The organism is Ruegeria sp. HKCCD6157 (assembly GCF_013110685.1).
Lineage (GTDB): Bacteria > Pseudomonadota > Alphaproteobacteria > Rhodobacterales > Rhodobacteraceae > Ruegeria.
The window spans coordinates 49,628-74,350 of the sequence record NZ_WVRB01000010.1 but is presented as its reverse complement, the minus strand read 5'-3'; the positions used below and the strand labels follow the sequence as shown (position 1 = coordinate 74,350).

General features: G+C 59.9%; 19 protein-coding genes and 1 pseudogene. 12 read left to right on the top strand and 8 right to left on the bottom strand.

Going from position 1 to position 24,723, the window contains the following annotated elements; all coding sequences use genetic code 11:
* The first annotated feature begins 283 nt into the window (after nt 1-283).
* The 4 genes and pseudogenes from GS612_RS19550 (at nt 284) to GS612_RS19535 (ending at nt 4,312) form a co-directional block, all read left to right on the top strand.
* On the top strand, nt 284-1,867 hold the full coding sequence (locus tag GS612_RS19550; protein ID WP_171642577.1) for a hypothetical protein: 1,584 nt from the start codon (nt 284-286) through the stop codon (nt 1,865-1,867).
* An 83-nt stretch (nt 1,868-1,950) separates the two neighbouring features.
* Nucleotides 1,951-2,055 (top strand): annotated as a pseudogene (locus GS612_RS19545) (IS6 family transposase); the annotation flags it as partial.
* Between the two features lie 524 nt (nt 2,056-2,579).
* Entirely contained in the window at nt 2,580-3,635 is a 1,056-nt protein-coding gene (locus GS612_RS19540; protein WP_171642576.1) for a tyrosine-type recombinase/integrase, read from the top strand.
* A gap of 473 nt (nt 3,636-4,108) precedes the next feature.
* The gene (locus tag GS612_RS19535) at nt 4,109-4,312 is read left to right on the top strand and encodes a hypothetical protein (protein WP_171120538.1); all 204 of its coding nucleotides are present in this window, start codon (nt 4,109-4,111) and stop codon (nt 4,310-4,312) included.
* A 4-nt stretch (nt 4,313-4,316) separates the two neighbouring features.
* Here the strand turns inward: GS612_RS19535 and GS612_RS19530 are convergent, their stop codons facing one another.
* Entirely contained in the window at nt 4,317-5,324 is a 1,008-nt protein-coding gene (locus GS612_RS19530) for a replication initiator protein A (RefSeq protein ID WP_171331801.1), read from the bottom strand.
* 401 nt (nt 5,325-5,725) lie between these two features.
* Between GS612_RS19530 and GS612_RS19525 the strand changes: the two genes are divergently transcribed.
* From GS612_RS19525 to GS612_RS19515, 3 genes are all read left to right on the top strand, one after another.
* Entirely contained in the window at nt 5,726-7,138 is a 1,413-nt protein-coding gene (locus tag GS612_RS19525) for an AAA family ATPase (RefSeq protein WP_171206937.1), read from the top strand.
* A gap of 77 nt (nt 7,139-7,215) precedes the next feature.
* Complete coding sequence (locus GS612_RS19520; protein WP_171642574.1) at nt 7,216-8,232, top strand: ParB N-terminal domain-containing protein; 1,017 nt, start codon at nt 7,216-7,218, stop codon at nt 8,230-8,232.
* Between the two features lie 518 nt (nt 8,233-8,750).
* Nucleotides 8,751-10,295: a YncE family protein gene (locus GS612_RS19515; RefSeq protein WP_171642572.1), complete on the top strand. Its 1,545-nt coding sequence runs from the start codon at nt 8,751-8,753 to the stop codon at nt 10,293-10,295.
* A gap of 70 nt (nt 10,296-10,365) precedes the next feature.
* Here GS612_RS19515 and GS612_RS19510 read toward each other — a convergent pair whose 3' ends face one another.
* Entirely contained in the window at nt 10,366-11,736 is a 1,371-nt protein-coding gene (locus GS612_RS19510; RefSeq protein ID WP_171642570.1) for a nucleotide sugar dehydrogenase, read from the bottom strand.
* Between the two features lie 163 nt (nt 11,737-11,899).
* On the bottom strand, nt 11,900-12,991 hold the full coding sequence (locus GS612_RS19505; protein ID WP_171642568.1) for an NAD(P)-dependent oxidoreductase: 1,092 nt from the start codon (nt 12,989-12,991) through the stop codon (nt 11,900-11,902).
* A 171-nt stretch (nt 12,992-13,162) separates the two neighbouring features.
* Here GS612_RS19505 and GS612_RS19500 point away from each other — a divergent pair, with 171 nt between their 5' ends.
* From GS612_RS19500 to GS612_RS20765, 3 genes are read left to right on the top strand one after another with little or no spacing between them, the layout of a single operon-like run.
* The gene (locus GS612_RS19500; protein WP_171642566.1) at nt 13,163-14,134 is read left to right on the top strand and encodes an NAD(P)-dependent oxidoreductase; all 972 of its coding nucleotides are present in this window, start codon (nt 13,163-13,165) and stop codon (nt 14,132-14,134) included.
* A gap of 13 nt (nt 14,135-14,147) precedes the next feature.
* On the top strand, nt 14,148-14,927 hold the full coding sequence (locus GS612_RS19495) for a methyltransferase domain-containing protein (RefSeq protein WP_171120556.1): 780 nt from the start codon (nt 14,148-14,150) through the stop codon (nt 14,925-14,927).
* Nucleotides 14,924-16,465 carry a GMC oxidoreductase gene (locus GS612_RS20765; protein WP_171642564.1) on the top strand — a complete coding sequence of 514 codons (1,542 nt, stop codon included), beginning with the start codon at nt 14,924-14,926 and terminating at the stop codon, nt 16,463-16,465. The genes GS612_RS19495 and GS612_RS20765 overlap by 4 nt, the downstream gene beginning before the upstream one ends.
* Nucleotides 16,466-16,468: 3 nt before the next feature.
* Here the strand turns inward: GS612_RS20765 and GS612_RS19485 are convergent, their stop codons facing one another.
* Genes GS612_RS19485 through GS612_RS19470 form a run of 4 tightly spaced genes read right to left on the bottom strand, consistent with a single transcriptional unit; the run spans nt 16,469 to nt 20,560 of the window.
* A complete protein-coding gene (locus GS612_RS19485) occupies nt 16,469-17,218 on the bottom strand; it encodes a polysaccharide deacetylase family protein (protein WP_171642562.1) in 750 nt (249 codons plus the stop codon).
* Nucleotides 17,219-17,221: 3 nt separating this feature from the next.
* Entirely contained in the window at nt 17,222-18,661 is a 1,440-nt protein-coding gene (locus GS612_RS19480; protein WP_171642560.1) for an FAD-dependent oxidoreductase, read from the bottom strand.
* The gene (locus GS612_RS19475; RefSeq protein WP_171642557.1) at nt 18,658-19,632 is read right to left on the bottom strand and encodes a lysylphosphatidylglycerol synthase transmembrane domain-containing protein; all 975 of its coding nucleotides are present in this window, start codon (nt 19,630-19,632) and stop codon (nt 18,658-18,660) included. The genes GS612_RS19480 and GS612_RS19475 overlap by 4 nt, the downstream gene beginning before the upstream one ends.
* A gap of 1 nt (nt 19,633) precedes the next feature.
* A complete protein-coding gene (locus GS612_RS19470) occupies nt 19,634-20,560 on the bottom strand; it encodes a glycosyltransferase family 2 protein (protein WP_171642555.1) in 927 nt (308 codons plus the stop codon).
* Between the two features lie 307 nt (nt 20,561-20,867).
* Between GS612_RS19470 and GS612_RS19465 the strand changes: the two genes are divergently transcribed.
* On the top strand, nt 20,868-22,304 hold the full coding sequence (locus GS612_RS19465) for a lipopolysaccharide biosynthesis protein (RefSeq protein ID WP_171642553.1): 1,437 nt from the start codon (nt 20,868-20,870) through the stop codon (nt 22,302-22,304).
* Nucleotides 22,305-23,573, top strand: a complete 1,269-nt coding sequence (locus tag GS612_RS19460) for a glycosyltransferase (protein WP_216603660.1) — start codon at nt 22,305-22,307, stop codon at nt 23,571-23,573. It abuts the gene before it with no gap.
* Between the two features lie 7 nt (nt 23,574-23,580).
* Here the strand turns inward: GS612_RS19460 and GS612_RS19455 are convergent, their stop codons facing one another.
* Nucleotides 23,581-24,696, bottom strand: a complete 1,116-nt coding sequence (locus GS612_RS19455) for a glycosyltransferase family 4 protein (RefSeq protein WP_216603659.1) — start codon at nt 24,694-24,696, stop codon at nt 23,581-23,583.
* Nucleotides 24,697-24,723 lie beyond the last annotated feature (27 nt).

The window sequence follows — 24,723 nt, the reverse complement described above, 5'->3', positions numbered from 1 at the left end:
GCCTTTTGCATCCCAGTGAACTTTGATGCCTTCATGCGATTCCGCTCCTATCCCAGTTTGGGAAGCTTAGCGCAAAACTCCAGCTTCAAACGGTCCAGTTTTCAGGGTGCGAAACACCAAACCACGCCTCCCAAAATCATCTCCAGCGTTCAAAGCCTTATAAATATTTCAAAAAACTTACAGCACCATGTTATATCTCACCAAACCGCGACCGCATGCGCATAGGAGGATGAATGCGGATACCAATTGCAACTGCAATGGCAACCTATGCTATGGGGGGCTGATGAACGGAGCGCTGGGGCAGGTCGGCGACATTGCGACGAGTCGTAGCTATTGGTTACTTGCTCTAACCGCAATCGCAGTCATCGGTCCATTTATGTGGCCAGTGCAATGGTCGGGTAACGAGATCAACTATTTCGATCTCTCTTATAGATTTGCACAGCCTGAAGCATTCACGGACAGCCATGCGGTTTTCGACGATTCAAAGGGGCGCATCGTCAGCTTTTTGCTGATCGGCAACGTTATCACACTGGCTGGCTTTGAAGCCGCCAAGACGATCTTCGCACTCACACTCTGGTTGCTCTCTGCCTTGGGGGTTGCCGCCATCGCACGCGATTTCGGATTGCGGGTGGCCGAACTCGCTCTGCCGCTCCTGATATTTTGTCAAAGTGCTCAGGGTATTCTTGGCAATGAATGGATGTTCTACACAATAGAGGCAAAGGTTTTTGCCTACGCTGCGGTATTCCTCGCGATCACCTCAGCGCTGAACGGCCGCTGGATACTGGCTATGATCGCGTTGGCAGTGGCAACCTACATGCATTTTCTGGTCGGTGGTTTCTGGGCTGTGGCACTGGTTCTGCTACACCTTCTGAAAACAGGTCGCGTATGGCAATCCGCACGTCTCGCGATCGGATTCTTCCTGCTGATCCTGCCGTTATTCTTTGTCTTGATCCGGGAGCGGATCGGGGTGGAGGTCGATACCTCGGGCCTCGATCGCTCGCTAAACGCGATCTACACAGAACTTTCGGCGCACTTCCATGTTGCTCCCCTTCTCGATGGCATCCGCCATTTCCTCAAGGCCTGGCTGCCCGGTACATGCGTGCATTTGGCGCTTTTGATTGCGCTCGTAATGCTACGCGACCGGTTCAGGGACCAGGCTTTGCTGATCTGGTTGATTGGGCTGAATGTATATGTCCTTCTGGCGCTTGTTATCTACATGCTGGACGATGGCCGCTACTTGCTGGCACCCTTCTATCTGCTGCGTCCTGCCGGGCTAATCTGTCTGATGTCGCTTCTGGCTTTGGCGCATATGCTGTCGGAACTGGTCGAGCAGGACCAGCGACCGCGACTCGCTCTGGCAACCTGCACCGCAGTTTTGTTGCTCTTACAGCCCCAGGCCTTGGGCAGTCTGGCGCAAATCGTCACGCGGTATCCCCCACATATCAGGCTCGAAGCCGCTCTCAGCGCCTCCGAACGCGATGTTCTATCATGGATCCGCACCAACACGGCACCGAATGCGGCAATCGTAGTGCAGGAGGCAATTGCAGGAGGATCAATTCTGGAGGGCGATCCGTTTCCCGGCGGGATGGAACGATTAAGTGGGCGAGGGTTCGTCGTAAATTTCAAATACATTCCAACCAGCAAACCTGATGTAGTGCGCTGGTATCAGCTATTGCAGGCACGTCGCGCATTCTTTGACGGGGAATGTACCAAGAACACTGCGCTGCGCGCGGATTACGCCGTAATCCGGCTTCGGTCAGGGACGGCCGCAGCGGATTGCGTCACCACAGTATTTTCGAACAACGAGTTCCTAATCGGGCGTATCCTGCCGGAGGAGGCAGACAGGATCGACCCTCAACGACCATAAAGGCTCTGTCGCAAGCTTTGAGGCCCTCTGTTCGAGGTTGGTCCTCGTGAAAGTGGCGCAGCGGATTTCGGAAAAGTCAAACTGTGACGATCTCATTCAAGGGCGCGCATTTTCCAAAAGAAATAATATTGCACGCCGTTTTTAACCTGCGCTATTTGGTGTCGTGCCGTGATTTGGAAGAAATCATGAACTTGCTTTCGAATTGATACGACCGGCGAGTCATTCACTCGTTGATTCCGAAAGCATCAATGGCCGAAAGTTTGCAACGGAACCCCATGCTATCGTTGTCACCAGTAAAAACTTCGCAACAGATCCTACACGTTTACAACTCCCTTCTCTCCTTACGCTCAAAATTCAACACTTTTGATCTTTACCTTAACCGATTGGCTAAATCGTTATCAAACCCGATAAGTACCCCTTATTACGTGTGATTGATTTTACCGGGGAATGGGCGCAAAATAGCGCCCATGAAATGTCGGTTTTCCTTAACCACTGGACTCGCGACGGCATTGGTCCGCAACCTGTAGACCCATGCCCCGCTCCGGCATCAAACCTTAGTAGATGCAGCAAAGTAACCTGCAATTTTGTAAACAAATACCGGCATAAATTAGATCCGAGTCTACAACTAAAGGACCAACCCAGCATAAGGCAAACCATGAAACATGGTGAAAACAAGCAAGAACAGTCTATAGGTTAGGGAAAATTGACACGCATGAAGCCCCCTGCCCCATATCTCCCCGCCGCCGCCCCTGCCCTGTCGCAGGCAGATCAGGACGCGCTGAGTGATCTTTATATCCGCGGCACCCCTGCCAATACGCTGCGGGCTTATGAACGCGATCTGATCTATGTGACGGCGTGGAAAATGGCGCGCTTCGGGGCGGCGCTGGACTGGCCCGAAAGTGAGGCCACGGCGCTGGCCTTCATCCTTGATCATGCGCGCGATCTGGGTGATGCGCCCGATGAAGATATTGCGCGTCAAACCGCGGAGGTGCTGATTGCGCGGGGGCTGCGCAAATCGCTGGCCTGCCCGGCGCCGTCGACGCTGGACCGGCGCATTGCCTCCTGGCTGGCTTTTCACCGTATGAAGAACCTCACCAGCCCGTTCGACGCGCCGCAGGTGAAACAGGCCCGGGGCAAGGCCCGCCGCGCCGCCGCCCGTCCTCCGGCGCCGAAATCGCAGCACCCGATCACCCGCGACGTGCTGGAACAGCTGCTGGCCACCTGCCGCGGCACGCGCCGGGATTGCCGTGACCGGGCGATCCTGATGCTGGGCTGGGCCAGCGGCGGGCGCCGCCGGTCCGAGATCACCGGATTGATGCGCGAGGACGTGTCGCTGAAGGAGTTCGACACATCCGGCGTCGCCTGGCTGTCGCTGCTGGAAACCAAGACCACGGCCAAGGGAGAGGCGCCACGCCTGATCCTGAAAGGCCGCGCCGCGCAGGCGCTGGTGCATTGGATCGAGGTTGGTGAGATTACAGGTGGCCCGCTATTCCGCCCCATCTCCAAGGCGGACCGGGTGCTGAAACGCCGCCTGACCCCGGATGCAATCTATCAGATTGTCAAACATCGTCTCAGGCTGGCCGGATTGCCCGAGGATTTCGCCTCGCCGCATGGATTGCGGTCTGGCTTTCTGACCCAGGCCGCGCTGGACGGTGCGCCGATCCAGGCCGCCATGCGCCTGTCGCTGCACCGATCTGTGGCGCAGGCGCAGAAATACTATGACGACGTGGATATCGCCGAAAACCCGGCGACGGATCTGTTGGGGTAGATCCAAGCGCCCTTCTGGCGGCATGGGTCGAAGCCCTGTTCGCGCCCCTCGCCGTTCGGCACTCTGATTGCGTCCCGGGCGTTTGCTTGCCTTTGAATAAGGCCATCGGAAAAGCACGGAAGAATTGGCGGCACCGGTCAAAATGGCCATGGGCGAAACCGGCTGCATTCTGAAATCAAGATAGGCGGACCTTTGCACGTCTTGACGAACCTCCATTGCCATAAATGGCTGCCCCTCATAAGTTACACATCAGAAAAGCAAGACATGTTCATGTCTCAACAAAAAAACACGCAGTGTCGCACGAGTAGTGGAGCAATGCTCCTCCCGGTAAAAATAACCAAATTTTAACCCTTAGTGGTTCAAAGTTTTGCCATGATTTCATCGCGGAATCATTTTGGGCATCTGCTCAATGGCATGACGGCGCCCACCTGGGTTTGACCAGACCAAGACCATAGCCGGAGGACTTGGAGAAGATGATTGGAATTATCGGGATAGCCATTCTAGTTGGCCTGTGCGCCGGCGGGTTTGCTTTGATTTCCGGTGCGTCCATCCTGATGGCTCTGGGCAGCTACATCCTCTTTGGCTGGCTGTTCATCATTGCAGCCCTCATTGTTATCGGCGCTGTCAAAATCGTGAAGACACGCGTACAGAAACAAAACCCCGCCTATTCCAGCTAAGCGCCTAGTCCCGTCCGGCGACCCTTTTGGCCACATAGCCCAGAAACGCCCGCTGCGGATTTCTGATCTGTGGGCGGCCTGACGCGGCCCAATAAGCCAGCCAATCCGCTTCCAGCGCATAGACATCGTGGCCAGGCGCCATCGCCCTGGCCTCCTCCAGCGCCTGCGGCGGCAGGATCGGCTTGTCCGGCCCCTCGACCACCTGACCCCGGCGCGAGAACCGGATCAGGTCGCCCGGCTCTTCGGTCATCTCATAATCGGGCAGGTGATCGGCTGCGATCATGTCACGGATCATCTTGCGGAACACCCGCCGGGGTGAGGCCGAGCCGGACTTTTTCAACAGCACCTCGACCGAGATCCGCCACTCGGGCTGACGCCCGCAATGTTTGCGTGCCAGCTCATAAATCCGCCGCTCCAGCGGTTTGCGCAGGCGGAAGTAATCGCGGCTGAGGGTCAGCACCGATTTCGCCAGCACCGCACGGAACAGCCAGTCCGACAGTTTCACGCTGACGCTGGCCATCCGCCCCGCACGGGTGTGACGCACGATTTCCCAGCTTTCGATCAGGCCGAACCCGGTGGTGGTTTCCTTTTCACCCGTCACAATGTTGGTGGTGATCCTTGTGCCGGCCAGCCGCTCGAACGCTTCGCGCAGACGCTTGTAACCGTCACCGCTGGTTTCGCGGTTGGTGGCAACCAGCAGATCATGCGCCTTCAGATGCAACACTCGGCTGACCGTCCGGCCCGCATTGATCGCCGCCATCAACTGGCTGATGCAAAAGATCAGGATGTCCTTGTCGTGGATCGTCGCCAGACCGCGCACCGAAGGCGTCACCGTGATCTCGACCCCGTTATGTTCGTAATTGAGGATGCGCCGGTCCGGCCGGGTCGAGAGCGAAAACATAGGATGCTCCATCGAACCCATATCTGTCTTGGGCAGCGCATCGAAGATATCGCATACAAAAAAATCGCCCGTTGGGTGCCGGTCAGGCAACAACGCCCCTGACCCGCTCATACTGCCCTGCCCATATGTCCTGCCCGAATCTTTGTTCGTGGTTTTATTGACGCTCACCGTAGAGTTATCCACAGGAGGCGTAAAGCCGCCGGAACGTGGGTTCAGAGTCACTGCAACGTGGGATCAGAGTCACCCTATCGTGGGATCAGATTCAGTGTGACCTACAAGAAATACAAAACCCGCTTTTTTTTCTTATACTTAATAGAGTTCAAATTCACCCGTAACTAATAAGATAACAGGATTCTAACTGAACATTTTTTTGCTATACGCTCAAAAACAGCGTCTCGAAGGGTTTCTACCCCTTAATTTTGCTTAGAAAATTCGGTTTTGTGCTCATAATGCTTTCGCATGCTTCCTTTTGTGGTATATTAGTGAAAACATAGCACATGGGCAGTATTTCAATGCGAGCAGCAACGTCCGAGGGACTTCCCCCGTATTTCAATATCGACCCGGATCTGGCCTATGCTGAACTGGGCGACCCAACCGGAACACATGAGTTCTCGCAAATCGCGGATGCCTGTGCGCGGGGGCGTAGCGACCTGGCGAACCGGGGGCTGGAAGAAAACGGTCAGAAAAAGCTGCGCCTGTTTTCGACTTGGGAAATCACCAAATATCTGATCCCTGTGGCGCCCGCTCATTTTCGCCGGGTCCTGAAAGGCAATCCGGATTTGCCCCAGGGACAGTCCGAAACCGAAGGCGGTGCCAAGTGGTTCACGCTGGATGAGGTTCTGCGGCTGCGGGCACATTTTGCCTCGGAAGGATCCAAGGCAAAAGAATACCGCCCCTACCGCCCCGAGGGTCTGCCCGCCAAGATCGTGTCCGTGGCCAATTTCAAGGGCGGTGTTGGCAAAACCTCGACCTGCGCGCATCTGGCCATGTCGGCGGCCCTGGACGGTTACAAGGTGCTGGTCATAGACCTGGACAGCCAAGGTTCGATGACGTCGATCTTTGGCGGCAAGGTCAGCGATGAATGGCAGACGGTGTTCCCCTTGCTTGCCCGCCACTACGCCACCCATCTGCGCCGCGACAATCAGGGACGTCTTGACCGGGGTGAGGCCCCGCATCCGATCGACGATACCCTGTCCGAGGCGCTGAAGACCCGCAGCCGCGATCTGATCCAAACCACCCACTGGCCGAATATCGATCTGATCGGCGCGCAGCTGAACCTCTATTGGGCCGAGTTCCAGATCCCGGTCTGGCGGATGCAGGGCCGCAGCTGGAAGCTGTGGGATGCGCTGACCGATACGCTGGACGAAGATGGGGTGCTGGACGATTACGACATCATTTTCATCGATACCCCCCCTGCCCTTGGCTATCTGACGATCAACGGGCTGGCCGCCTCGGATATCCTTTTGGTGCCCATGGGGGCCTCGTTCCTGGAGTTCGACTCCACGGGGCGGTTCTTTGACATGCTGCATTCCACCTTCCAGTCCATCGAGGATGGCGAGAACATGGCCGCCCGCGCCCTGGGGCGGCCCGAGATGGCGTTTCAGTGGGATGCGGTGCGCACGATCATCACCCGCTATGACGGCAGCCAGCAGGCGGAACTGGCCGGGCTGATGCAGGCCTATCTGGGCCGGACCCTGTCGCCGCACTGGCAGGGCTACACGGCGCTGATCGGTCAGGCGGGGGAACAGGTCAACGGCATCTACGAGGCCGATTACCGCGATTTCAACCGCGAGACCTATGTGCGCGGGCGGGAAACCTTTGATGCCACCTATGCCTCGTTCAAAAAGCTGCTGATCGGTGTCTGGCGGGGCGAAGAACGGGCCCGGCAGGCCGAAGAGGCGGGAACACCGGAATTGTCGCTCTGAGCGCGATGTTTCGCGCGCGAAACACGCCTGCCACGTCCCGAAACAGAGTCTGATCCGCGCAGGAAAAGGAGAAATCAATGGCAAAACGCAAACGACTGACCCCTGCCCGGCCGGATTATCTGGAAGACAACCGCCCTGCCCCCGGGCTGAACCCGATGTTCCCCACAGACGCCCCCCGGACCACGCCGCCGGTTGCGCAGGTGGCCGGGGCCACGGCGGCTCAGGCGGCGCTGGAAGAGCTGTCCGGAGAATTGCGTGCCGCGCGGGCCGAAGGGCGCTTGGTACAGGATCTGCCGCTGGACGCCATCGAGGAAACCTATCTGGTGCGTGACCGCATGGCGGCCGATGACGCGGATATGGAGGCGCTGAAGGAAAGCCTGAAGGCCCGCGGGCAGCAAACCCCGATCGAGGTCGTGGAACTGGAGGGCGGGCGTTACGGGTTGATCTCGGGCTGGCGGCGTCTGACAGCGCTGCGGGCTTTGGCGCAGCAGACGGGCGAGGCCCGCTTTGCAACCGTGCGTGCGTTCCTCAGGCAGCCGCAGAGCGCATCTGATGCCTATGTGGCCATGGTCGAGGAAAATGAAATCCGCGTCGGGCTGAGCTATTACGAGCGCGCCCGGATCGTGGCGCGCGCGGCAGAGCAGGGCGTTTACCCGGATGAGACTGCGGCCCTGCGCGGGCTGTTTGCATCAGCCAGCCGGGCGAAGCGATCCAAGATCGGCTCGTTCATCGCGATCTATCACGCCCTGGATGACCATCTGCGCTTTGCGTCAGCTATTCCTGAACGGTTGGGGCTGTCGATTGCCAAGATCGTGAAGGAAGAGGCGAAAGCGGCCTCTTCAATCGCCAAGGCTCTGGAGAAGGCAGTGCCCGAGACGGGGGAAGCTGAGATATCGGTTCTGACCCGTGCGTTAAATAGCCTTGGGTCCAAAGGCGCAAAGCCACCCGCTGCCAAGACGCTTCCGAAAGAGACCTTCGGAGGTATTCACCTGAAACAGAGCCCAAACGGCGCGCAGGTCACGTTGTTCGGCCAAGGGCTGTCTGAGACGTTTCTGGCGGAACTGAAAGCTTGGCTGCAGGCGCGCGACACCTGATGTTTCGCGCGCGAAACAGAGGCTGAGAGACTTGGTTCTCTTATAGCACGCTGCACGCTCGGTTTTGGGGGGCATTACGCCTTGACCCGGAAAGAGATGGACCCTGATCCTGGGGCCACCTCCCGATATTGCCGCGAACATCAATGATCAAAAGTCCGCGCCAGAACCGGTTGCATTGGTGTGCTCATGGCACTTGGTGAGATTGTTTTTGGTATTGAGATGCCACGATTTGCTGCGCTTGCGAGGATAATTCCGTTAAAGCCAAACTGTAATTCGTTGTTTTTTTGGGGGAAATAGGGGAATATCCGGATTAGCTTTACCAGGAAGGGCGCAGCCGTCCGATTTGGATCGTTGAAGGCAGCTTGGATTCGACGCTCAGTGATAGCCGCTTTTTAGTCTGCTACGCCCCCCTATCGCGCGCATTTGTGAGCCACATGTGTCAGGGGTCATTTGGCGTTAAGGGTCGGTAATACGCTCGAAGGAGGAATCAAAATGAAAAACTTAAAGCAAACAAAGCCATGAAGAACTCGTATGTCTTCATTCGCTTGGCTTTACCTCTGCTGATTTCTTTAGGGGTTCTCATATTTCGGGACGCTCTCGTGAATTTATTGGAAACTACGACTGGTAGTTTGGGATTCATGACACGCCTAATCGGGGTCATTTCAACCGTTTGGGAAAGAGCTCTGCTGTTTGTATTGATTGTCCTGGCTTTGGGGGCTGTGATCTTCCTGCTTTCCCGTTCCTTACCAAAGCGCATCCGTTCACTCGCGTTGTTTGCCCTTGTCTTGGCGGGCGTCACCTGGGGCTTGTACCCATGGACAGGACGTGACGCAGTTGTTCTTGGCGTTGTCTGCGGTGGGGTTTTGGTTGCGAATTCCGGGGTGTTCTGGTCGCAATATCTTCGTAAGCCGGTGTCCGGCAGATTACTTGATGCCGTGATGATCTGCGCGGTTGGTTTGGCCGAATTGTTGTTGCCGCGCCCCTACTATCTTTGGGTAAGATGCAAACTTGGCTCAGATGCACCACGCAAAGAGCCCGGTTTTGGGCGCTACATTCCTGGTGTTGTTGTCGCCTCTGCTCTCATCGTTGCTTTTTTTCCTTTTCCGAGGTTGGCAGAAATTGGACAAAACCTGTTTATGTCCCCTCAGGCCAAAGTCATTTTTGGCCCGCGTTTCGGAATTTATACAAAGTACGACATAGCTTCGATGGTGTTTGATCCTGTTTCGGGTCAGCTTTTTTTATGCGGAAACGGAACAAATAGATTGCTGGTGATTCTCCCCGAAACCCAAGAGGTGAGCGATACAGGGATCATAACCGACAAAACCCAATTCTGCGTTTTTGACCCTGACCGCAGGCAAATATCATTCGCCAATCGGGCTGCTGAGAAGTTGGTTTTAGTGGATGTTGAAAGCCGCAAGATCGTGTCCGACCGTGCGTTGGGAACGTTGCCCCCTGGGGAAATTATTATGGGTTACAATCCTTCGGAAAATGTTCTTATTGCAGCGTCCGAAGCCGCAGAACGGACGGAAGATATAGACTCGGTGCAAATATTCGATGCCAATAGCCTGGCGCGCAAGTTGACACTGGACGTGGATCCCGGAAATCTGATCACCCATCCTCTTAAACCAATTATGTATGTGAATTTTTTCTTCCGTGATGAAGGCGTACATGCTTTCAACCTGAGGAATGGAGAGCTGCTCGCCAGCACTCCTTCGGACGACCGCAGTGATCGATCTACGGTTGACGTTTCACGAGAAGAATTGCTGGTGACCTCGCCGGTGCACGCGCGTATTCAGGTCTTTGATACGACCACTTTGGCATCAAAGAACAGCTTTCCCACTGTATTTGGCGCGCGCGGGTTGGCATTGGATGCAGAGCGTGACCTGCTTTTGGTCGGAAGCATATTGACGAACCAGGTTGACGTGATTGATCTGAAGACTCGAAAATCTCTGCGGCGTTACAGGCTTGGGCCCTGGCTGCGCGATATCGTCATCGATCCCGAGAGCGGGACAGCCTATGTTTCTTCGCGCTTTGCGGTTTATCAATTGAATTACCTGGAGTGATTTGCCGTCGGAATGCGCAATCCCACCGAGGGTTCTGAAGGTATAGACACCCCCGCCGACCACAAGACGGTTACATCTTGACCAGCCGTCCGTCTGCCACCCTGATCCCCTGCTTTTCAAAGACGTTGCGCGTGTCGAAGACCAGCGCGGCCTCGCGCGCGACCAGACCATAATCCGGGGCGCTGTGATCGGTGATTACGGCCACCGCCGCATAGCGTTTCAGGTTGTCCGCCGTCAGCGGCTGGGATGTCCGGCCCGCAAGCTGCGGGTATTCGCCACCTTCGGGCAGGCGGGGGAAATACGGATCGTGATAGTCAACCTCGGCCCCCAGCTTTTCCAGCTCGTCCAGCAGCACCAGCGCCGGGCTGCGGCGGGTGTCCTCGACATCGCGTTTATAGGCGATGCCCATCAACAGAATGCGCTGTCCGGTCAGGGGTTGCCCGGTTTCCGCCAGTGCAGACCCGTTGTGCGGGGCCAGTTCCGCCGCCATCCGTGCCGCCAGCATCGAAGGGACCGCGTCATTGCTGGAGCGGGCCAGATTGATCAGCGGCGTATCAGATCCTGCATCCGCGGCGCGCCAGGCCAGATAGGCCGGAGACACCGGGATGCAGGCCCCACCAATTCCAGGACCGGGATAGAAGGGCATGAAGCCGAACGGCTTGGTCGCCGCGGCCTCGATCACTTCCCAGACATCCACGTCCATTGCTTCAAGCGCGGTCTTCAATTCATTGACCAGCGCGATATTGACGGTGCGAAAGCTGTTTTCGACCAGCTTCACCGCTTCGGCGGTGGCGGCCGAGCTGACGGGCACGGCGCTGGTGACGATGGCGCGATAGAAATCCTCGACCAGTTGCCGCGACAGCGGATCGTCGGCGCCGACCACCTTGGGGATGCTGTGCGTGTCGAATTTGTCATTGCCGGGGTCTTCGCGCTCGGGCGAGAAGGCCAGGAAGAAATCGGAACCTGCCCGCAGACCGCCCGCTTCGAGGATCGGCTGAACCAGCGTGGTCGTGGCGCCGGGCCAGACGCTGCTTTCCAGCACCACCATCTGACCGGGGCGCAGATGCTGTGCGATGGTCTGCGCGGCGGCGGCGACAAAGCGCATGTCGGGATCTTGTGCGTCGGTCAGCGGGGTCGGCACGCAGATCAGGATGATATCGGCCTCGGCCAGTGCTGCGGCGTCCTGCGTTGCGCGAAAGCGCCCACTCTCTACCGCTTGTGCGATCCGATCCGGTGCCAGATACGAGATGACCTGACCCCCCTGATTGATCCGCGCCACCCGGTCGGGGTTGAGATCAACGCCGGTGGTATCAAACCCTTCATCATAAGCCGTCAGCGCCAGCGGCAGGCCAACATAGCCCAGCCCGACCACGGCAACCCGCGCATCGCGCGCCGCGATAAGCTGCTTGAGGGACTGATGGTGCGAGGTTTCGTAGTTCATAATCTATCCTGATCGTACAAAGTCACACTGAATTAAAATTAGCTTAGCAGATTGGAAACCTTCTCTCTTCATCGGATAGGACAGATCGGGAACGAAGCCAACTAATTTGTCGTTACCGGCAAAGACCCGGAATGGGTGTTTCCAAAAACAAGGCAGTCTCGAATCAGCGTGCCGATTGTTTTCGCATATGCTCGATCCATTCGTCGAAGGAAACACGAGGCACATACCCGATCTGATCCTGTGCATATCGGGTTGAAACCTCTGGCTGACCGGCAAAAAGCCTGCGTCCCGCCATGTCAGGCATCACGGGCCGGGGTTTTGCCAGCCGGGCCTGAACGGACCGTGCCCAGTCTGCGGCGGCCTCGACCCGGCGGCGCCCGACAAGGCGGCGCAGATGCGCGCTGAGCTGCCCCGCCAGAGAGGGGCCTGAGGGCGCATTGTCATTGGGCGACGGGGGCGGGGCCGGGTTCACAGCCGGATCAATCCGAACCTCTCCGCATCCGGCAAGCCGGGCATAGCCTTCGAAAAACGTCTTCCACCCCAGCGTGTCCGGGCCGCTGATCAGGTATCGCTCGACCCCGGTCCGGGGCGATGAGGCCGCGCGCAGGGCGGCTTGTACCACGTCATCGACATGCACGGCCGGGCATTGCCCGGGCGGGTCGGGCAGGATGATGCCGCCCCTGCGCATCATCGCCAATGGCCCGTTGGTCCAAAGCGCACTGCCGGGCCCATAGACGATGGTCGGCTGCAAGATGGCGGCATCGCATTTCCCCTGTAACAGTCTCTGTTCCATCGCAATTTTGGCACCGCGATAGCTTTGCACATCTTCCGGCGTGATCGGGTTGCGTTCGGTGATCGGCCCGTTGGGCCAGCTGTCATAGACCACGGCGGAACTCAGATGCACGATACGGTTGCAAGACCCGTCTTCGGCGGCTTTGGCAAGCGCGTCGAAGGCTGCAAGGTTGTCCGCGCCGGAGGCCCGGAAATCGTAAGCCAGATGAAACAGAGCCGCCGCACCGTCCAGCGCCTGCGTCAGGGTCGGGCCGGGGTGCAGCGGGCAAACCAGTGCCTTTGCTCCGGCCTGTTCCAACGCGGCAGCCCCGTGGCGCGTGCGCAGCAAGGCGGTCACGTCACATCCCAGTTTCAGCAGCGCATCGATCAGGCGCCGGCCGATGAAGCCGGTGGCGCCGGTCACGACCACGCGCTGGCCTGCAAGGCCGTCGCCGGGGCGGGGGTCCACGTGTTTTTCGGTCATGTCCGCAGGTTCAACATTCTTAATGCGTTGTGCAACAATTCAGCCCTTTTTCCAAAACTGTGCAGGCCCGGCCTGTCAGCGCACCATAGCGGTATCTACCATTTGGTGGCCACCGATCCCTATGCTAAGCCTGTGGCATTAGAGTGGATTCTGTTGGTACGAGGGTTATTCATGCAAATATTGATCACGGGCGGGGCCGGTTTTATCGGATCACATCTGGCCGAGCGTCTGATTGGCAATGGGCATGAGGTGACGGTGCTGGATGACCTGTCCACCGGATCGCTGCAAAACCTGTCTTCCGTTCAGGATCATTCCGCCTTTCGTTTTGTCGAAGGCAGCGTTCTGGATGCCACATTGGTCGAGGAACTGGTCGGGGCTGCTGACGCGGTGTTTCACATGGCCGCCGCGGTCGGGGTCAAGCTGATCATGGATCAGCCCAGCCAGTCGATTGCGACCAATGTCGACGGCACGCAGAACGTGTTGCGGGCGGCGCTGCGCCACAAGCCGCTGGTCTTCATCGCCTCCAGTTCCGAGGTTTACGGCAAGGCCTCGAAATTCCCGTTCAACGAGGATGACGACCTGACGATCGGCGCAACCAGCGTGCTGCGCTGGTCTTATGCCTGCGCCAAAACGCTGGATGAGTTCATGGCACTGGCCTATGCGCGCGAGGTGGATCTGCCGGTGATCGTGCTGCGCTTTTTCAACACGACTGGCCCGCGCCAGACCGGGCGCTATGGCATGGTGGTGCCGAACTTCATCGAAGCGGCGCTGACGGATCAGCCGATTCAGGTTCATGGCACCGGCGAGCAATCGCGCTGTTTCAGCCATGTGGCCGATGTGATCGAGGCGCTTGTGCGTCTGCTCGATGTCCCCGAAGCCCGGGGGCAGGTCTTCAATATCGGTGGTGAACAGGAAGTGACGATCCGGGGGCTGGCCGAAAAGGTCATCGCGATGACGGGCTCAACCTCGGAAATCCGGCTGGTGCCTTACGAAGAGGTCTATCCCGAAGGGTTCGAAGACATGGCCCGCCGTCTGCCGGATGTGTCCAAGCTGCGGCGCTATACCGGGTTCAGCCCGGCGCGCACGCTGGATGATATCATCGCCGATATCATGGCCGAGAAACGCGCCAAAGCCTACGCATGAAGGGCTGATCACGATGACACCGGGACAAAGAGTTGAAAAGCTGGTGCGCGACACCGCAACCGTGCTGCTGCCCGAAAGGCTGCGGAAATGGATCCGCAAACAGCAGCGGCTGCACAATCTGCAATCGACCCCCGTGGGGTCGGTGGATTTCGGCGGGCTGCGGCGGCTGTCGCCGATCAGTGCCGTGTTCGGCCAGGACCGCGATCTGCTGACCATCGAGCGCTATTACATGGAAGAGTTCCTGCAAAACCACAGCGACGACATCCGTGGCCGGGTTCTGGAATTCGGCGATCCGGCCTATACGAAGAAATTCGGCGGTGACCGGGTCACGCAGGCGGATGTGCTGAGCTATGTCGAGGGCAATCCACAAGCGACCATCGTGGCGGATATCACCGATGCGCCGCATATTCCCGACAACAGTTTCGACTGCATCATCATCACCCAAACCCTTCAGATGATCTTTGAGGTCGACAAGGCGATTGCTACGCTGGAACGCATTCTGAAACCCGGTGGCGTAGTGCTGTGCACCTCGCATGGGATGACCCGTGTGGCGCGGCGCGAAGGCGTGGATGACTGGGGCGAATACTGGCATTTCACCAGCCAGTCCAAGCGCCGCCTGTTCCGGGCGGTCTTCCCGGCAGAGAATGTCGAGGTGTCGACCGTTGGCAATGTCTTTACCTGCATCTGCAACCTGCACGGCCTTGGGGCCAGTGAAATTGCGCCCGAAGAACTGTCCACCCATGATCCCAACTATGAAATGCTGGTTCTGGTCCGGGCAGTAAAGGCGCAGTGAGCGATCTTGTCATAGGGTCCGGGCCTGCCGGGGTTTCCGTCGCCCGGGCCTTGCTGGCGCGGGGGCGAAGCGTCACGATGCTGGATGCCGGGGTGGAACCAGGACCCGGGGTCACGGATCGGGTGCAGCAGATGTCCCGAACCCGCGCCGAAGACTGGAGCGCCGAGGCGCGTACAGCCTGGATGGAGCCTCAGTTTCAGGCCCCGGAGGGCGAGGTGTGGCGCTATGGGACAGGTTATGCACTGGCCTCACCTGCGCGTACACTGGCGGAAGGGGCGGATTGGTTTGCTTTGCGCGCGTCGCGGGCGGTGGGCGGGCTGTCCAATGTCTGGGGCGCTGCGGTCTTGCCGTATCGGCAGGCGGATATCGACGACTGGCCCATAACAACCGACGATCTTGCCCCACATTACAGGGCGGTGACGGAAATAATGCCTGTGTCCGGGCAACAGGACGGGCTGCAAAACCTCTTTCCAGCCTGCGATATGACAGGTCGAACACCCATCCCACCAACCGCACAGGCCGAGATGCTGCTGGCCCGTTCCAGGCAGAAGGCGAAGGCATTGCAGGGGGCTGGGATGCATGTCGGTCTGGCGCGGCAGGCGGTTGGGCCGGGCTGTCAGACCTGCGGGCTGTGTCTGCACGGGTGCCCGTGGTCGCTGATCTGGTCGGCGCGGCAGGCGCGTACGACATTGCAGGCAGAGCCAGGCTTTGCCTACCGCGCGGATCACGTGGTGCGGCAGGTCCGCGAGGAAGGCGACGAGGTTGCCGTCACTTTGGCAGATGGCAGCGATGTCCGCGGAAACCGGGTGTTTTTGGCCGCCGGGGTGCTGGAAAGCGCGCGTATCCTGTTGGCGTCACCCGGCTTGCGGGGCATGGAGTTGGTGTTGAAAGACAGCCAGCAGGCCTTTCTGCCGATGCTGCACCGCTGGCGGGCACCCAGGCGGCCCGATGTTTTGCCCTATCAGACGCTGCCGCAGCTTTTTGCCGAACTGGATGACCCGAGTGTGTCGCGGCAACTGGTTCACGCGCAGATCTATACCTGGAATGAATACTATGCCCGCGATCTGAAACAGAACTATGGCCGCCGGATACCCGGCAGCGGGCCGCTGCTTGAGGCGCTGGCCCGACGTCTGATCGTGGCGCAGGTTTTCCTGCATTCCGATCATTCGCATGAAATAGCCTTGCGTCTGGCAGAGGATGGGCGGTTACGCCCGGAACTGAACGAAAACCCCGCAACCGCCGAGACAATGCGCGCCGCGCTTGCGCGCTATGGCCGGGCCTTGCGGGGGCTTGGTCTGACCAGCCTGTCTTTTGCAGCGCGGTTCGGGGCGCCGGGGGCCAGTTTTCATGTCGGAGGTGATCTGCCGATGTCGGATGACCTGGGCCCGGGTGAAAGCGATGTGCTGGGGCGCCCGCATGGCGCGACGCGCATTCACGTCGTTGATGCCTCTGTCCTGCCGACCATCCCGGCGACGACAATTACATTCAGTGTGATGGCGAATGCCCACCGGATCGGAACGCTTGCACCCGAAGCCTGACATTCAGTTGATGGGCAGCACCCTGCTCAGCCCGCTTCGCACGCCGCGCATCAGTTTGCGGGTCGCCAAATAGGACCCGCCGCGCCCGGCAAGATGAGCCTGCCAGCGGGCGATGTCGGTGAAATAGAACATCTCGAGCCGGGGCAGGTCGTGGATGTCATCCCCTGGCCCGGCCACGCCCAGACGGGTGCCGACCGAGGTGTCGTAGTGCCGGGCGATCTGTGCGCGTACATTCGGGTTCGACGCGCCATAGGGCGGGGCGAAATGCCGGACGGGTTGACCAAGCCGGGCGGCAATATCCTGACCGGATCCGGTGACTTCTTCCTCCAAGGTCTCTGCATCCAGCGTCGACAGATCGGGATGGCTGACACTATGCGCCCCGAAGCAAACCCCCTCACCGGCCAGTGTTTCGATCCGGTCCCATTCCATCAGCGGGCGGGGCGGGATATTACCCCCGGCCCAGCTGTCGGTGCCACCCATCAGGCCCGAGGGCAGATAGACGATCGGGCAGAAGCCATGTTCGCGCAGGATCGGCCAGGCGGTATCGGCGAAATCCTGGAACCCGTCATCGAAGCTGATGATGACCACACGGGGGGCAGGCGGGTTGGCCAGCGCGTCCGGCGTCACCACCGGCAGGCCGGACGCCGCCAGCGCCTGCATCTGTGCCGCAAAGACGTCGGGCGCGATCGAGGTCGGTCCCGGCGCATCCGAAATCGAATGATACATCAGGATATCGGCCTGCCAGGCGGGCATGGGTCAGTCTTCCACCACATGGGTGGCAAAGACCTCGCGATACCGGTTCCATTTCGCGCGGTCGACATGGCCCTTGTCGTCGATGCAATCCGCCGCGCCATAGGCCATGGCAAAAGCGTGATGGGTATTATCGTGAGCAAACAGGCCCTGCCGTCCAAATACGAGCAATCCGTCCAGATCCGAGAGCCACTGATCGACGGTATCGAACCGCTCTTCATAGCCCACATCGTAGACCGGATAGGCATGGCTCAGCCGCCGGGTTTCGCAGCGGCGCACCGGCACGGTGACGGGCAGGCCCAACTGACCCAGCCATTTGGTGAATTCCTGCCCCAGTTCCTCGTCGGACATGGACCACCATTTTTCATCCGGGTCGCAGGGCAACTCGGCGCACAGAACGGTGACGCCCTTTGGCGCGCCACTGGCGTTATAGTTCTTGGGCTCGGACATCCGGCTGATCGGGATCGACAGTTCCGGGAAATAATGCGCATCGAATTCGGTGAACTGGTCGGTCTCCAGCACCAGATACAGCAGGATCATGCCGCGGAAGCGGATGGCGCGGGCGGCCTCGACCACCTCTGCCGGAGGGTCGCCGATCAGGCGCGTCAACCCGGTCAGCGGGATGGTCGACAGGATCAGATCGCCGGTCAGGTGGCGTTCCTCCTCGCCCTCGCGGATCGTCAACCCGGTGATGCGATTGCCGTCCCGTTCGATGGCGGTGATTTCGGTATTGAACAGGAAGGTGGCGCCATTGGCCTCGGCACTGTTGCGCATCGCGTCCGAAATCTGCCCGAACCCCTTGCGCGGATAAAAGAACCGACCCGCCGTTTCGCTGCGCAGCCCCGGCAGCAGGCGCAGCATCTTCATCAGGATCTTGCCGACCGAGCCACTGCCGACCCGTCGTTCCGCCAGTTTCACCGCCAGCTTGTCCGGATCCAGCCCCCACAGCTTGCGCACGTAAGGGAAATAGAAATTGTCCGAGATCGTCGGGCCCAGCCCGTCATACAGCACGGTCGAGAATGTCTCGGGGCCTTCGCTTTTCTTGCGGAAGGGTTTCAGCACCATGTCGCCGATCAGCGACGCGGCAAAGGGTTTGGGCAGGCGCATCAGCGCGTCGGTCAGTTTCAGCGGAAAGTGAATCCATTTGCCGCCCAGCCGGATGCGCCCGTGGCGCGGACGTAGCAGCAGATCGTCGCCCAGCAGGGATTTCACATCGGCCAGAACCTCGGGCTCTGCCGCCGGATGAAACCTGTGCGAGCCGTAATCACAGATCACGCCCTCCACCGGGAACGAAGCCGAATTGCCGCCCGCGATAGCGGCGCGTTCGATTACCGTCACGCAGGCCTGCCCGGTTAACGCATGGGCCGCGGCCAGCCCGGCCGGTCCGGCACCCAGTATGATGATTTCAGGTGTGTCGTCGCCGTTGGGTCGGGAAACATCCGTCACTTGCACTCTTCCTTTTGGGAATTTGCCGGGGCGCTGAACCGCATCCCGGACATGGTCAGAACCAGCGCGCCAAACCCGCCCGCTGTAAACAACACAACCTGCCAGACCAGCCCGGCGGCCACGACAGCCGGGGCACTGGCGCCGAAGGGGGCCAGGAAACCGGCCAATGTGGCCTCGCGCAGGCCCAGCCCGTTCAAAGACACGGGCAGCACGGCGATGATCTTGGCCAGCGGCCAGGCGAAGATCCATGGCCCGGCGGCCACATCGACACCCGCCGCCAGGGCCAGCCACCAGGCCAGCAGGACCAGCAGCAACTGGATCAGCACAGATGCGATGAAAGCGACTGCCAGCGTGCCGGGTTTGCGGCCCATCCCGGCCAGTGCATCGGCCAGACGATGGGCAAACCCCTTGCCGGGCAGGGACGGGACATAGCGCCAGGGCAGGGGCAGCAGGCGCGGCAAGGCGACCATACCCGCCAGCGCGGCCAGCAGGATCAGCGCAACCGGCCAGATCATATGCCCGCCCGCCGCGCTTTCCCATGTCAGGACCAGGCCCAGACAGGACAGGGTCAGCAGCGCCACCATGTCGATCAGCCGATCAACGGTTGCGCCCGCAACAACCTGCGCGCCGTCTTTCATCGCCGCCTGCGCCAGACCGGCCCGCACCGTATCGCCGCCAATAGCTCCGGGCAGGCACAGGTTGGCAGCCAGCCCGGCAAAATGCGCCCGGATGGCCAGCAGGGGCGAAAGCCCCCGGTTCAGCAGCAGCCACCATTTCAGGGCCGCGCCAACATGGGCCAACAGGAACAGAACAAACACGGACAGGAAAACCCAGATCGGGATCGCCTTCAGCCCTGCCACGATTGCATCAGTTGGAAGGATCCAGAACAGGATCGCCAGTACCAGAGCCGATCCGACCAGCCGGATCAGCCAGCGCCGTTGATTTGGGTCGGAAAGCAGCTTGCCGCTCATGTCACGGTCTGAGATGCAGCCGCGAGATCATGTCGGCGATCAGCCCCAGCGACCAGATCATGATTGCCGCCAGGAACGAGAACACCGCCGTTTCGCTGAGGTTCCAGTAGAACATATCGATAATGAACTTCACCGTGCCCAGCGTGAAAAACGCCAGCCCCAGCGGAATGAACACCCGCAGCGGGTTGAACAGCGTGCTGATGCGCAGGATCAGGATGATGAAGTTCAGAAAGTCGATCGGCCGGATTTTCGATTTGCCCACCCGCTTGCCGTATTCGATCGGCGTATAGATCATCCGCTTGCCGTTCGAGGTCATGCACAGCGTGATCGTGGTGGTGAAGGAAAAATTCTGCGGCAAGAGCGGCAGGAACGGGATCAGCTCGGATTTGCGAAACACCCGCAGGCCGGAATTCAGATCGTTGATCTTGCGCTCGGCCAGGAACGAGGCAAAGGCGAACAGGAATTTCTTGGCCGGACGGCGCAGCAGCGGCACGTTCTTCATCGCCGCGCCCCGGTCGCCCACGACCATGTCCTGATCGCGGCACATGGCCAGCATTCCGGGCAGATAGCGCGCGGGATAGGTGCTGTCGGCATCCAGAATGGCCACATATTCATGCTGCGCCATCCGCACCCCGCGCTTGAGGCTGGCGCCATAGCCGGAATTGACATCGTTGAAGGTGACGGTGGCGCCGCTGGCCTCGGCCTCGGCGCGGGTGTTGTCCTGGCTGGCATCGTCCACCACGATGATCTCGTAGGGAATGCCCAGCGGTTCGAGATGGGTGCGCACATCCTCGACCGTGTGGCGGACGGCGTTTTCCTCGTTATAGGCGGGGATGACCACGCTCAGGCTCATGCCGGCGGTTTCCGATGCGATCAGCTCTTCGGGTATGGTGCTGTTCGTCTCCATCGGCTCTGCGACTTTGTTCATGAAAATGAAAACCTTTTATTCACTCAATAATCCCTGCCCCAGCCCCCGCTGCAAGAATTGCGTGGCGCCTAGAACATGACGGGCATAATTCCCTGTATTGCGTATAGTATTCGAACACGTACAGACTGAACATAGACAATAAATTTGACCAAATTCGACCGTTAAGGCGTCAAGTTTGCAATTGCGCATACTGTGCGCAACAGGTGTGAGTGTTTGAGCCATGTGTCCATCGGCACTTGGCAGGGTGCGGGCAGCAGGAAGGAAACGGATGTCAGGGCGGCAGAGTTTCAGCAGCGGAGTTGCCTGGATGTCGGCTGGTATCTGGATCGAGCAGGCGTTCAATTTTATCATTTTTGCCATTCTTGCCCGTATTTTAGGGGTCGAGGCCTTTGGTCTTCTGGCGATGGTTGCAGCCTTTGTGCTGTTTTCCGAATTCCTGGTGCGCGAAACGATTTCCGACATTCTGCTGACCCATGAGGCGCTGTCACCAGAGCGGTTGAACTCGGTTTTCTGGCTGTTGGCGCTGCTGGGGGGCGTGTTGACGGTCGTGCTGTATCTGGGGGCGGGGCCGGTCTCATATTTCTACAATGAGCCGGTTGCGCGCGAATTGTTGATCGGATTGTCCCCAACGGTGCTGATGATTTCACTGACGGCGGTGCCGGTTGCGATCCTGCGCCGGGAAATGCGGTTCCGTGTTCTGGCCATCCGTGCAGCGCTCGGCGCGGCGGTCGGAGGGGTCGTGGGCATAGGCATGGCGCTGGCGGGATACGGGGTCTGGAGCCTGGTCGGTCAGCGGCTGGCGATGACGGCCACCAATATCGTGATGGCCTGGGGGGCGGTCTCCTGGCGCCCGGCACTCCATGCGTCACGGGATCACATGCGCAGGGTCTTGCATTTCAGTCACCGGATTCTGGGCCTGCGCGCGGCCGAACTGGCTGCGGTGCAATCGCCTGCGGTGATCATCGGCGCGATGCTGGGGCCGGTTCCGGCGGGGTATTACGCAATCGCCTGGCGCGTGATCGAGACCGCCTCGTTCCTGATTATCACACCGCTGCGCACCGTGGCGCAGCCTGCCTTTGGTGCGGCGGCGCGCGATGGTGGTCCGGCGACGGATTTGCTGATCGACGTCATGCGCCTGACCGGGTTTCTGGCCTTTCCGGCCTTTGCCGGGCTGGCGGTTCTGTCGGAACCGGCGCTGGTGCTGCTGTTCGGTCAGAAATGGGCTCCGGCGGCTCCGGTCCTGAGCCTGATGTCGGTGTTTGGCATGTATCTGTGTGCCGAAAAGGTGCAGCAGACCTTTTGTCTGGCGGCCGGTCAGCCCGGTCGTCTGGCGGTTCTGTCCTGGGTCGAGGTGGCGCTGGCGGCGGGGGTGATTGTGGTGCTGGCCCCGTATGGGTTGCCGGTCGTCACAGCCGGTTTTGTGGCCGTCTTTCTGCTGGTCTGGCCGCTCAAATTTGCCAATCTGGGGCATATTGCCGGGCTGTCCGGGCCGGCTTTGATGCGGCAGCATCTTGCGCCGCTTCTGCTGTCAGGGGGGATGGTGGCGGCAGTGCAGGGGGTCATGTGGCAACTGGACGGCCTGTCCCCGGCTTTGCTTTTACTTGCCGGTACGGTGACGGGTGTTCTGGCCTATGGTTTGCTGGCTTTTCTGTTCCAGCGGGACAGGCTGCGCCTGCTGGTTTCGATGCTTGGGCCACAAGGCGGGCACCTGCCTGCGGCTGACACTCAAGGAATTGAGAGATAGATGAAATCGTTACGCATTTTGATGTTCACCACATTTTATCCCCCCTATTCCTTTGGCGGTGACGCCATCGGCATTCAGCGCATGGCGCGGGCGCTTGTGGCGCGCGGGCACGACGTGACGGTGGTGCATGACGAAGACAGCTATCTGATTCTGGGCGGCAGACCGCAGCCTGAAGGCCCCCCTGACGGGGTGCGGCGTGTCGGGCTGCGCAGCCGCAACGGCATGATGTCGAACCTGCTGACCCAGCAACTGGGCCGTCCGGTTGTCCATGCTGCCCGCATCCGCGAGTTACTGGCCGAGCGGAAGCCGGATATCATCTGGCACAACAACACCTCTCTGATCGGCGGGCCGGGCCTGTTGCCGATGGGCGAGGGGTTGAAAATCTATGAGGCGCATGAACACTGGCTGGTTTGCCCCACCCATGTTCTGTGGCGGCATGGGCGCGAGCTGTGCGATGAGCGCCAGTGCCTGCGCTGCGTGTTGCAGCACAAGCGTCCACCGCAGCTGTGGCGGTATACCGGTGCGCTGGACCGGGCGCTGGATCACATGGATCTGATCATTGCCAAAAGCGAATTCAGCCGCGCCAAACATCGTGAATTCGGCCTGCGGCAGGACATGCAGGTGCTGCCCTATTTCCTGCCCGACCTGGATCAGAGCGCCTTGCCGGAACCGGCGGCGCATGACCGCCCCTATTTCCTGTTTGTCGGGCGGTTGGAAAAGATCAAGGGGTTGCAGGATGTGTTCCCGGCCTTTGACCGCTATCCCGACGCGGATCTGCTGATCCTGGGTGATGGTGACTATGCGGATGAGTTGAAGGCACAGGCCGCAGGCAATGACCGGATCAAATTCCTGGGCCGCAAGACGCCGGACGAGTTGAACGCTTACTATCGTGGCGCACTGGGGCTGATCGTGCCCTCGGTCTGTTATGAAACCTTCGGCATCATCCTGATCGAAAGCTTCCGGCTGGGCACGCCGGTGATCGCCCGGCGGCTGGGTCCGTTCCCCGAGATCGTCGAGCGGGCAGGGGGCGGGGAACTGTTCGAAACCGAAGATGATCTGATCGCAGCCATGCGCCGTTTTCAGAACGGAGGTGCCGCGCGGGATCAGATGGCCGCAGCGGCGCGGCACGGGTTTGAGGCGCTCTGGCGCGAAGATCAGGTATTGGGCCGGTTCGGCGCGGCTTTTGCGCAGGCCGCGCATCGTGCAGGGCGGGCCGATCTGGCCCATGCCTTGGAAGCTGGTGCTTTTGAGAACGGCGCGGCGGGCTGACCGGGGGTTATCCCCGCCCGGCCAGCTGCCGATACAGCTTTTCAAACCCGCTATGCACATGGGTTGGCGAAAACCGGTCTTCCGCACCACGGGCCGTGGCATTGGTACTCAGCCGGTCATATTCGGCGCGGTCGCGGCAAAGATCGCGCAGCGCCTGAGACAGGCCGTCCAGATCATCGACCGCACACAGGCGTCCGACATCGTTATCCACCAGCTCGCGCACACCGCCGCAATCGGTGGCAATCACCGGCAGCCCGGCGCGGAACGCCTCGACAATTGAAATCGGCAGAGCCTCCCACCGGGATGTCAGCAGATAAAGATCCGAAGCCGCAAGATAGGTGGCGACATCCGAGATCACACCGGGGAAACGGATGATGTCTGAAACCCCGGCTTCTTCGGCCCAGGCCTCGACCTGACCGCGCAGCACGCCTTCGCCGCCGACAACGATCCGCAGACCGGGAAGATCCTGCCGCACACGCCGGGCCACTTCGATCATCGCGTCGAGGCCCTTCTGGTGATCCAGACGGGACAAGGACAGAACCAGATGTGTGCCATCTTCGCCCAACAGTTCGCGCCGCAGGGCATCCGAGGCGGCCGGATCGGCGGGCGGGTTGGGACGTACCCCCAAAAGCATCACCCGCGCCTTGTCGGGGTCGACCTGGCGTTCCAGCAGGGATTGCATGACGGTTTCGCTGGGGCAGATCGCCAGATCGGCTTGCTGCCGGCAGGCGCGGGCCACCGCGTTGAGACGGTCGGGCGACGAGCCGTGATAGGTCATCACAATGGGAATTCCCATTCCCAGACTGGCCAGACGAGCCGTCAGAAGCGGGGCAGTCTCATGCGCATGGATGATATCGACCTTATGGTCCTTGAGGGCCCGGCGCAGGGTCAGGGCCGAGCGCGCCAGCCAGTACATTCTGAGGGCCGGATTGAGCTTGCCATTCGCGCTGTGGTCGCTGACCCGGTCAAGCCGCAAGGGTACAAAGACGCTGCCATCCGCGGTCTCGCCAAGCTCGCCGGGGGCACCAGCCTTGATCACCTTGTGTCCACGCGCCATCAGGGATCCGCCCAGATCGGTAATGTGGCGCTGAATGCCCCCGCCGAACGAGAAATACGAACACATCTGCAGGATGCTCAGCTGTTCCTGAAG

Bases quoted from the DNA above. Each gene is read 5' to 3' on its own strand.
- GS612_RS19465 (WP_171642553.1), top strand. From the start codon at position 20,868: ATGTCGGCTGGTATCTGGATCGAGCAGGCGTTCAATTTTATCATTTTT.
- GS612_RS19500 (WP_171642566.1), top strand. From the start codon at position 13,163: ATGCAAATATTGATCACGGGCGGGGCCGGTTTTATCGGATCACATCTG.
- GS612_RS19475 (WP_171642557.1), bottom strand. From the start codon at position 19,632: ATGAGCGGCAAGCTGCTTTCCGACCCAAATCAACGGCGCTGGCTGATC.
- GS612_RS19520 (WP_171642574.1), top strand. From the start codon at position 7,216: ATGGCAAAACGCAAACGACTGACCCCTGCCCGGCCGGATTATCTGGAA.
- GS612_RS19530 (WP_171331801.1), bottom strand. From the start codon at position 5,324: ATGAGCGGGTCAGGGGCGTTGTTGCCTGACCGGCACCCAACGGGCGAT.
- GS612_RS19460 (WP_216603660.1), top strand. From the start codon at position 22,305: ATGAAATCGTTACGCATTTTGATGTTCACCACATTTTATCCCCCCTAT.
- GS612_RS19515 (WP_171642572.1), top strand. From the start codon at position 8,751: ATGAAGAACTCGTATGTCTTCATTCGCTTGGCTTTACCTCTGCTGATT.
- GS612_RS19455 (WP_216603659.1), bottom strand. From the start codon at position 24,696: ATGTGTTCGTATTTCTCGTTCGGCGGGGGCATTCAGCGCCACATTACC.
- GS612_RS19505 (WP_171642568.1), bottom strand. From the start codon at position 12,991: ATGACCGAAAAACACGTGGACCCCCGCCCCGGCGACGGCCTTGCAGGC.
- GS612_RS19470 (WP_171642555.1), bottom strand. From the start codon at position 20,560: ATGAACAAAGTCGCAGAGCCGATGGAGACGAACAGCACCATACCCGAA.
- GS612_RS19510 (WP_171642570.1), bottom strand. From the start codon at position 11,736: ATGAACTACGAAACCTCGCACCATCAGTCCCTCAAGCAGCTTATCGCG.
- GS612_RS19495 (WP_171120556.1), top strand. From the start codon at position 14,148: ATGACACCGGGACAAAGAGTTGAAAAGCTGGTGCGCGACACCGCAACC.
- GS612_RS19525 (WP_171206937.1), top strand. From the start codon at position 5,726: ATGCGAGCAGCAACGTCCGAGGGACTTCCCCCGTATTTCAATATCGAC.
- GS612_RS19540 (WP_171642576.1), top strand. From the start codon at position 2,580: ATGAAGCCCCCTGCCCCATATCTCCCCGCCGCCGCCCCTGCCCTGTCG.
- GS612_RS19485 (WP_171642562.1), bottom strand. From the start codon at position 17,218: ATGCCCGCCTGGCAGGCCGATATCCTGATGTATCATTCGATTTCGGAT.
- GS612_RS19535 (WP_171120538.1), top strand. From the start codon at position 4,109: ATGATTGGAATTATCGGGATAGCCATTCTAGTTGGCCTGTGCGCCGGC.
- GS612_RS19550 (WP_171642577.1), top strand. From the start codon at position 284: ATGAACGGAGCGCTGGGGCAGGTCGGCGACATTGCGACGAGTCGTAGC.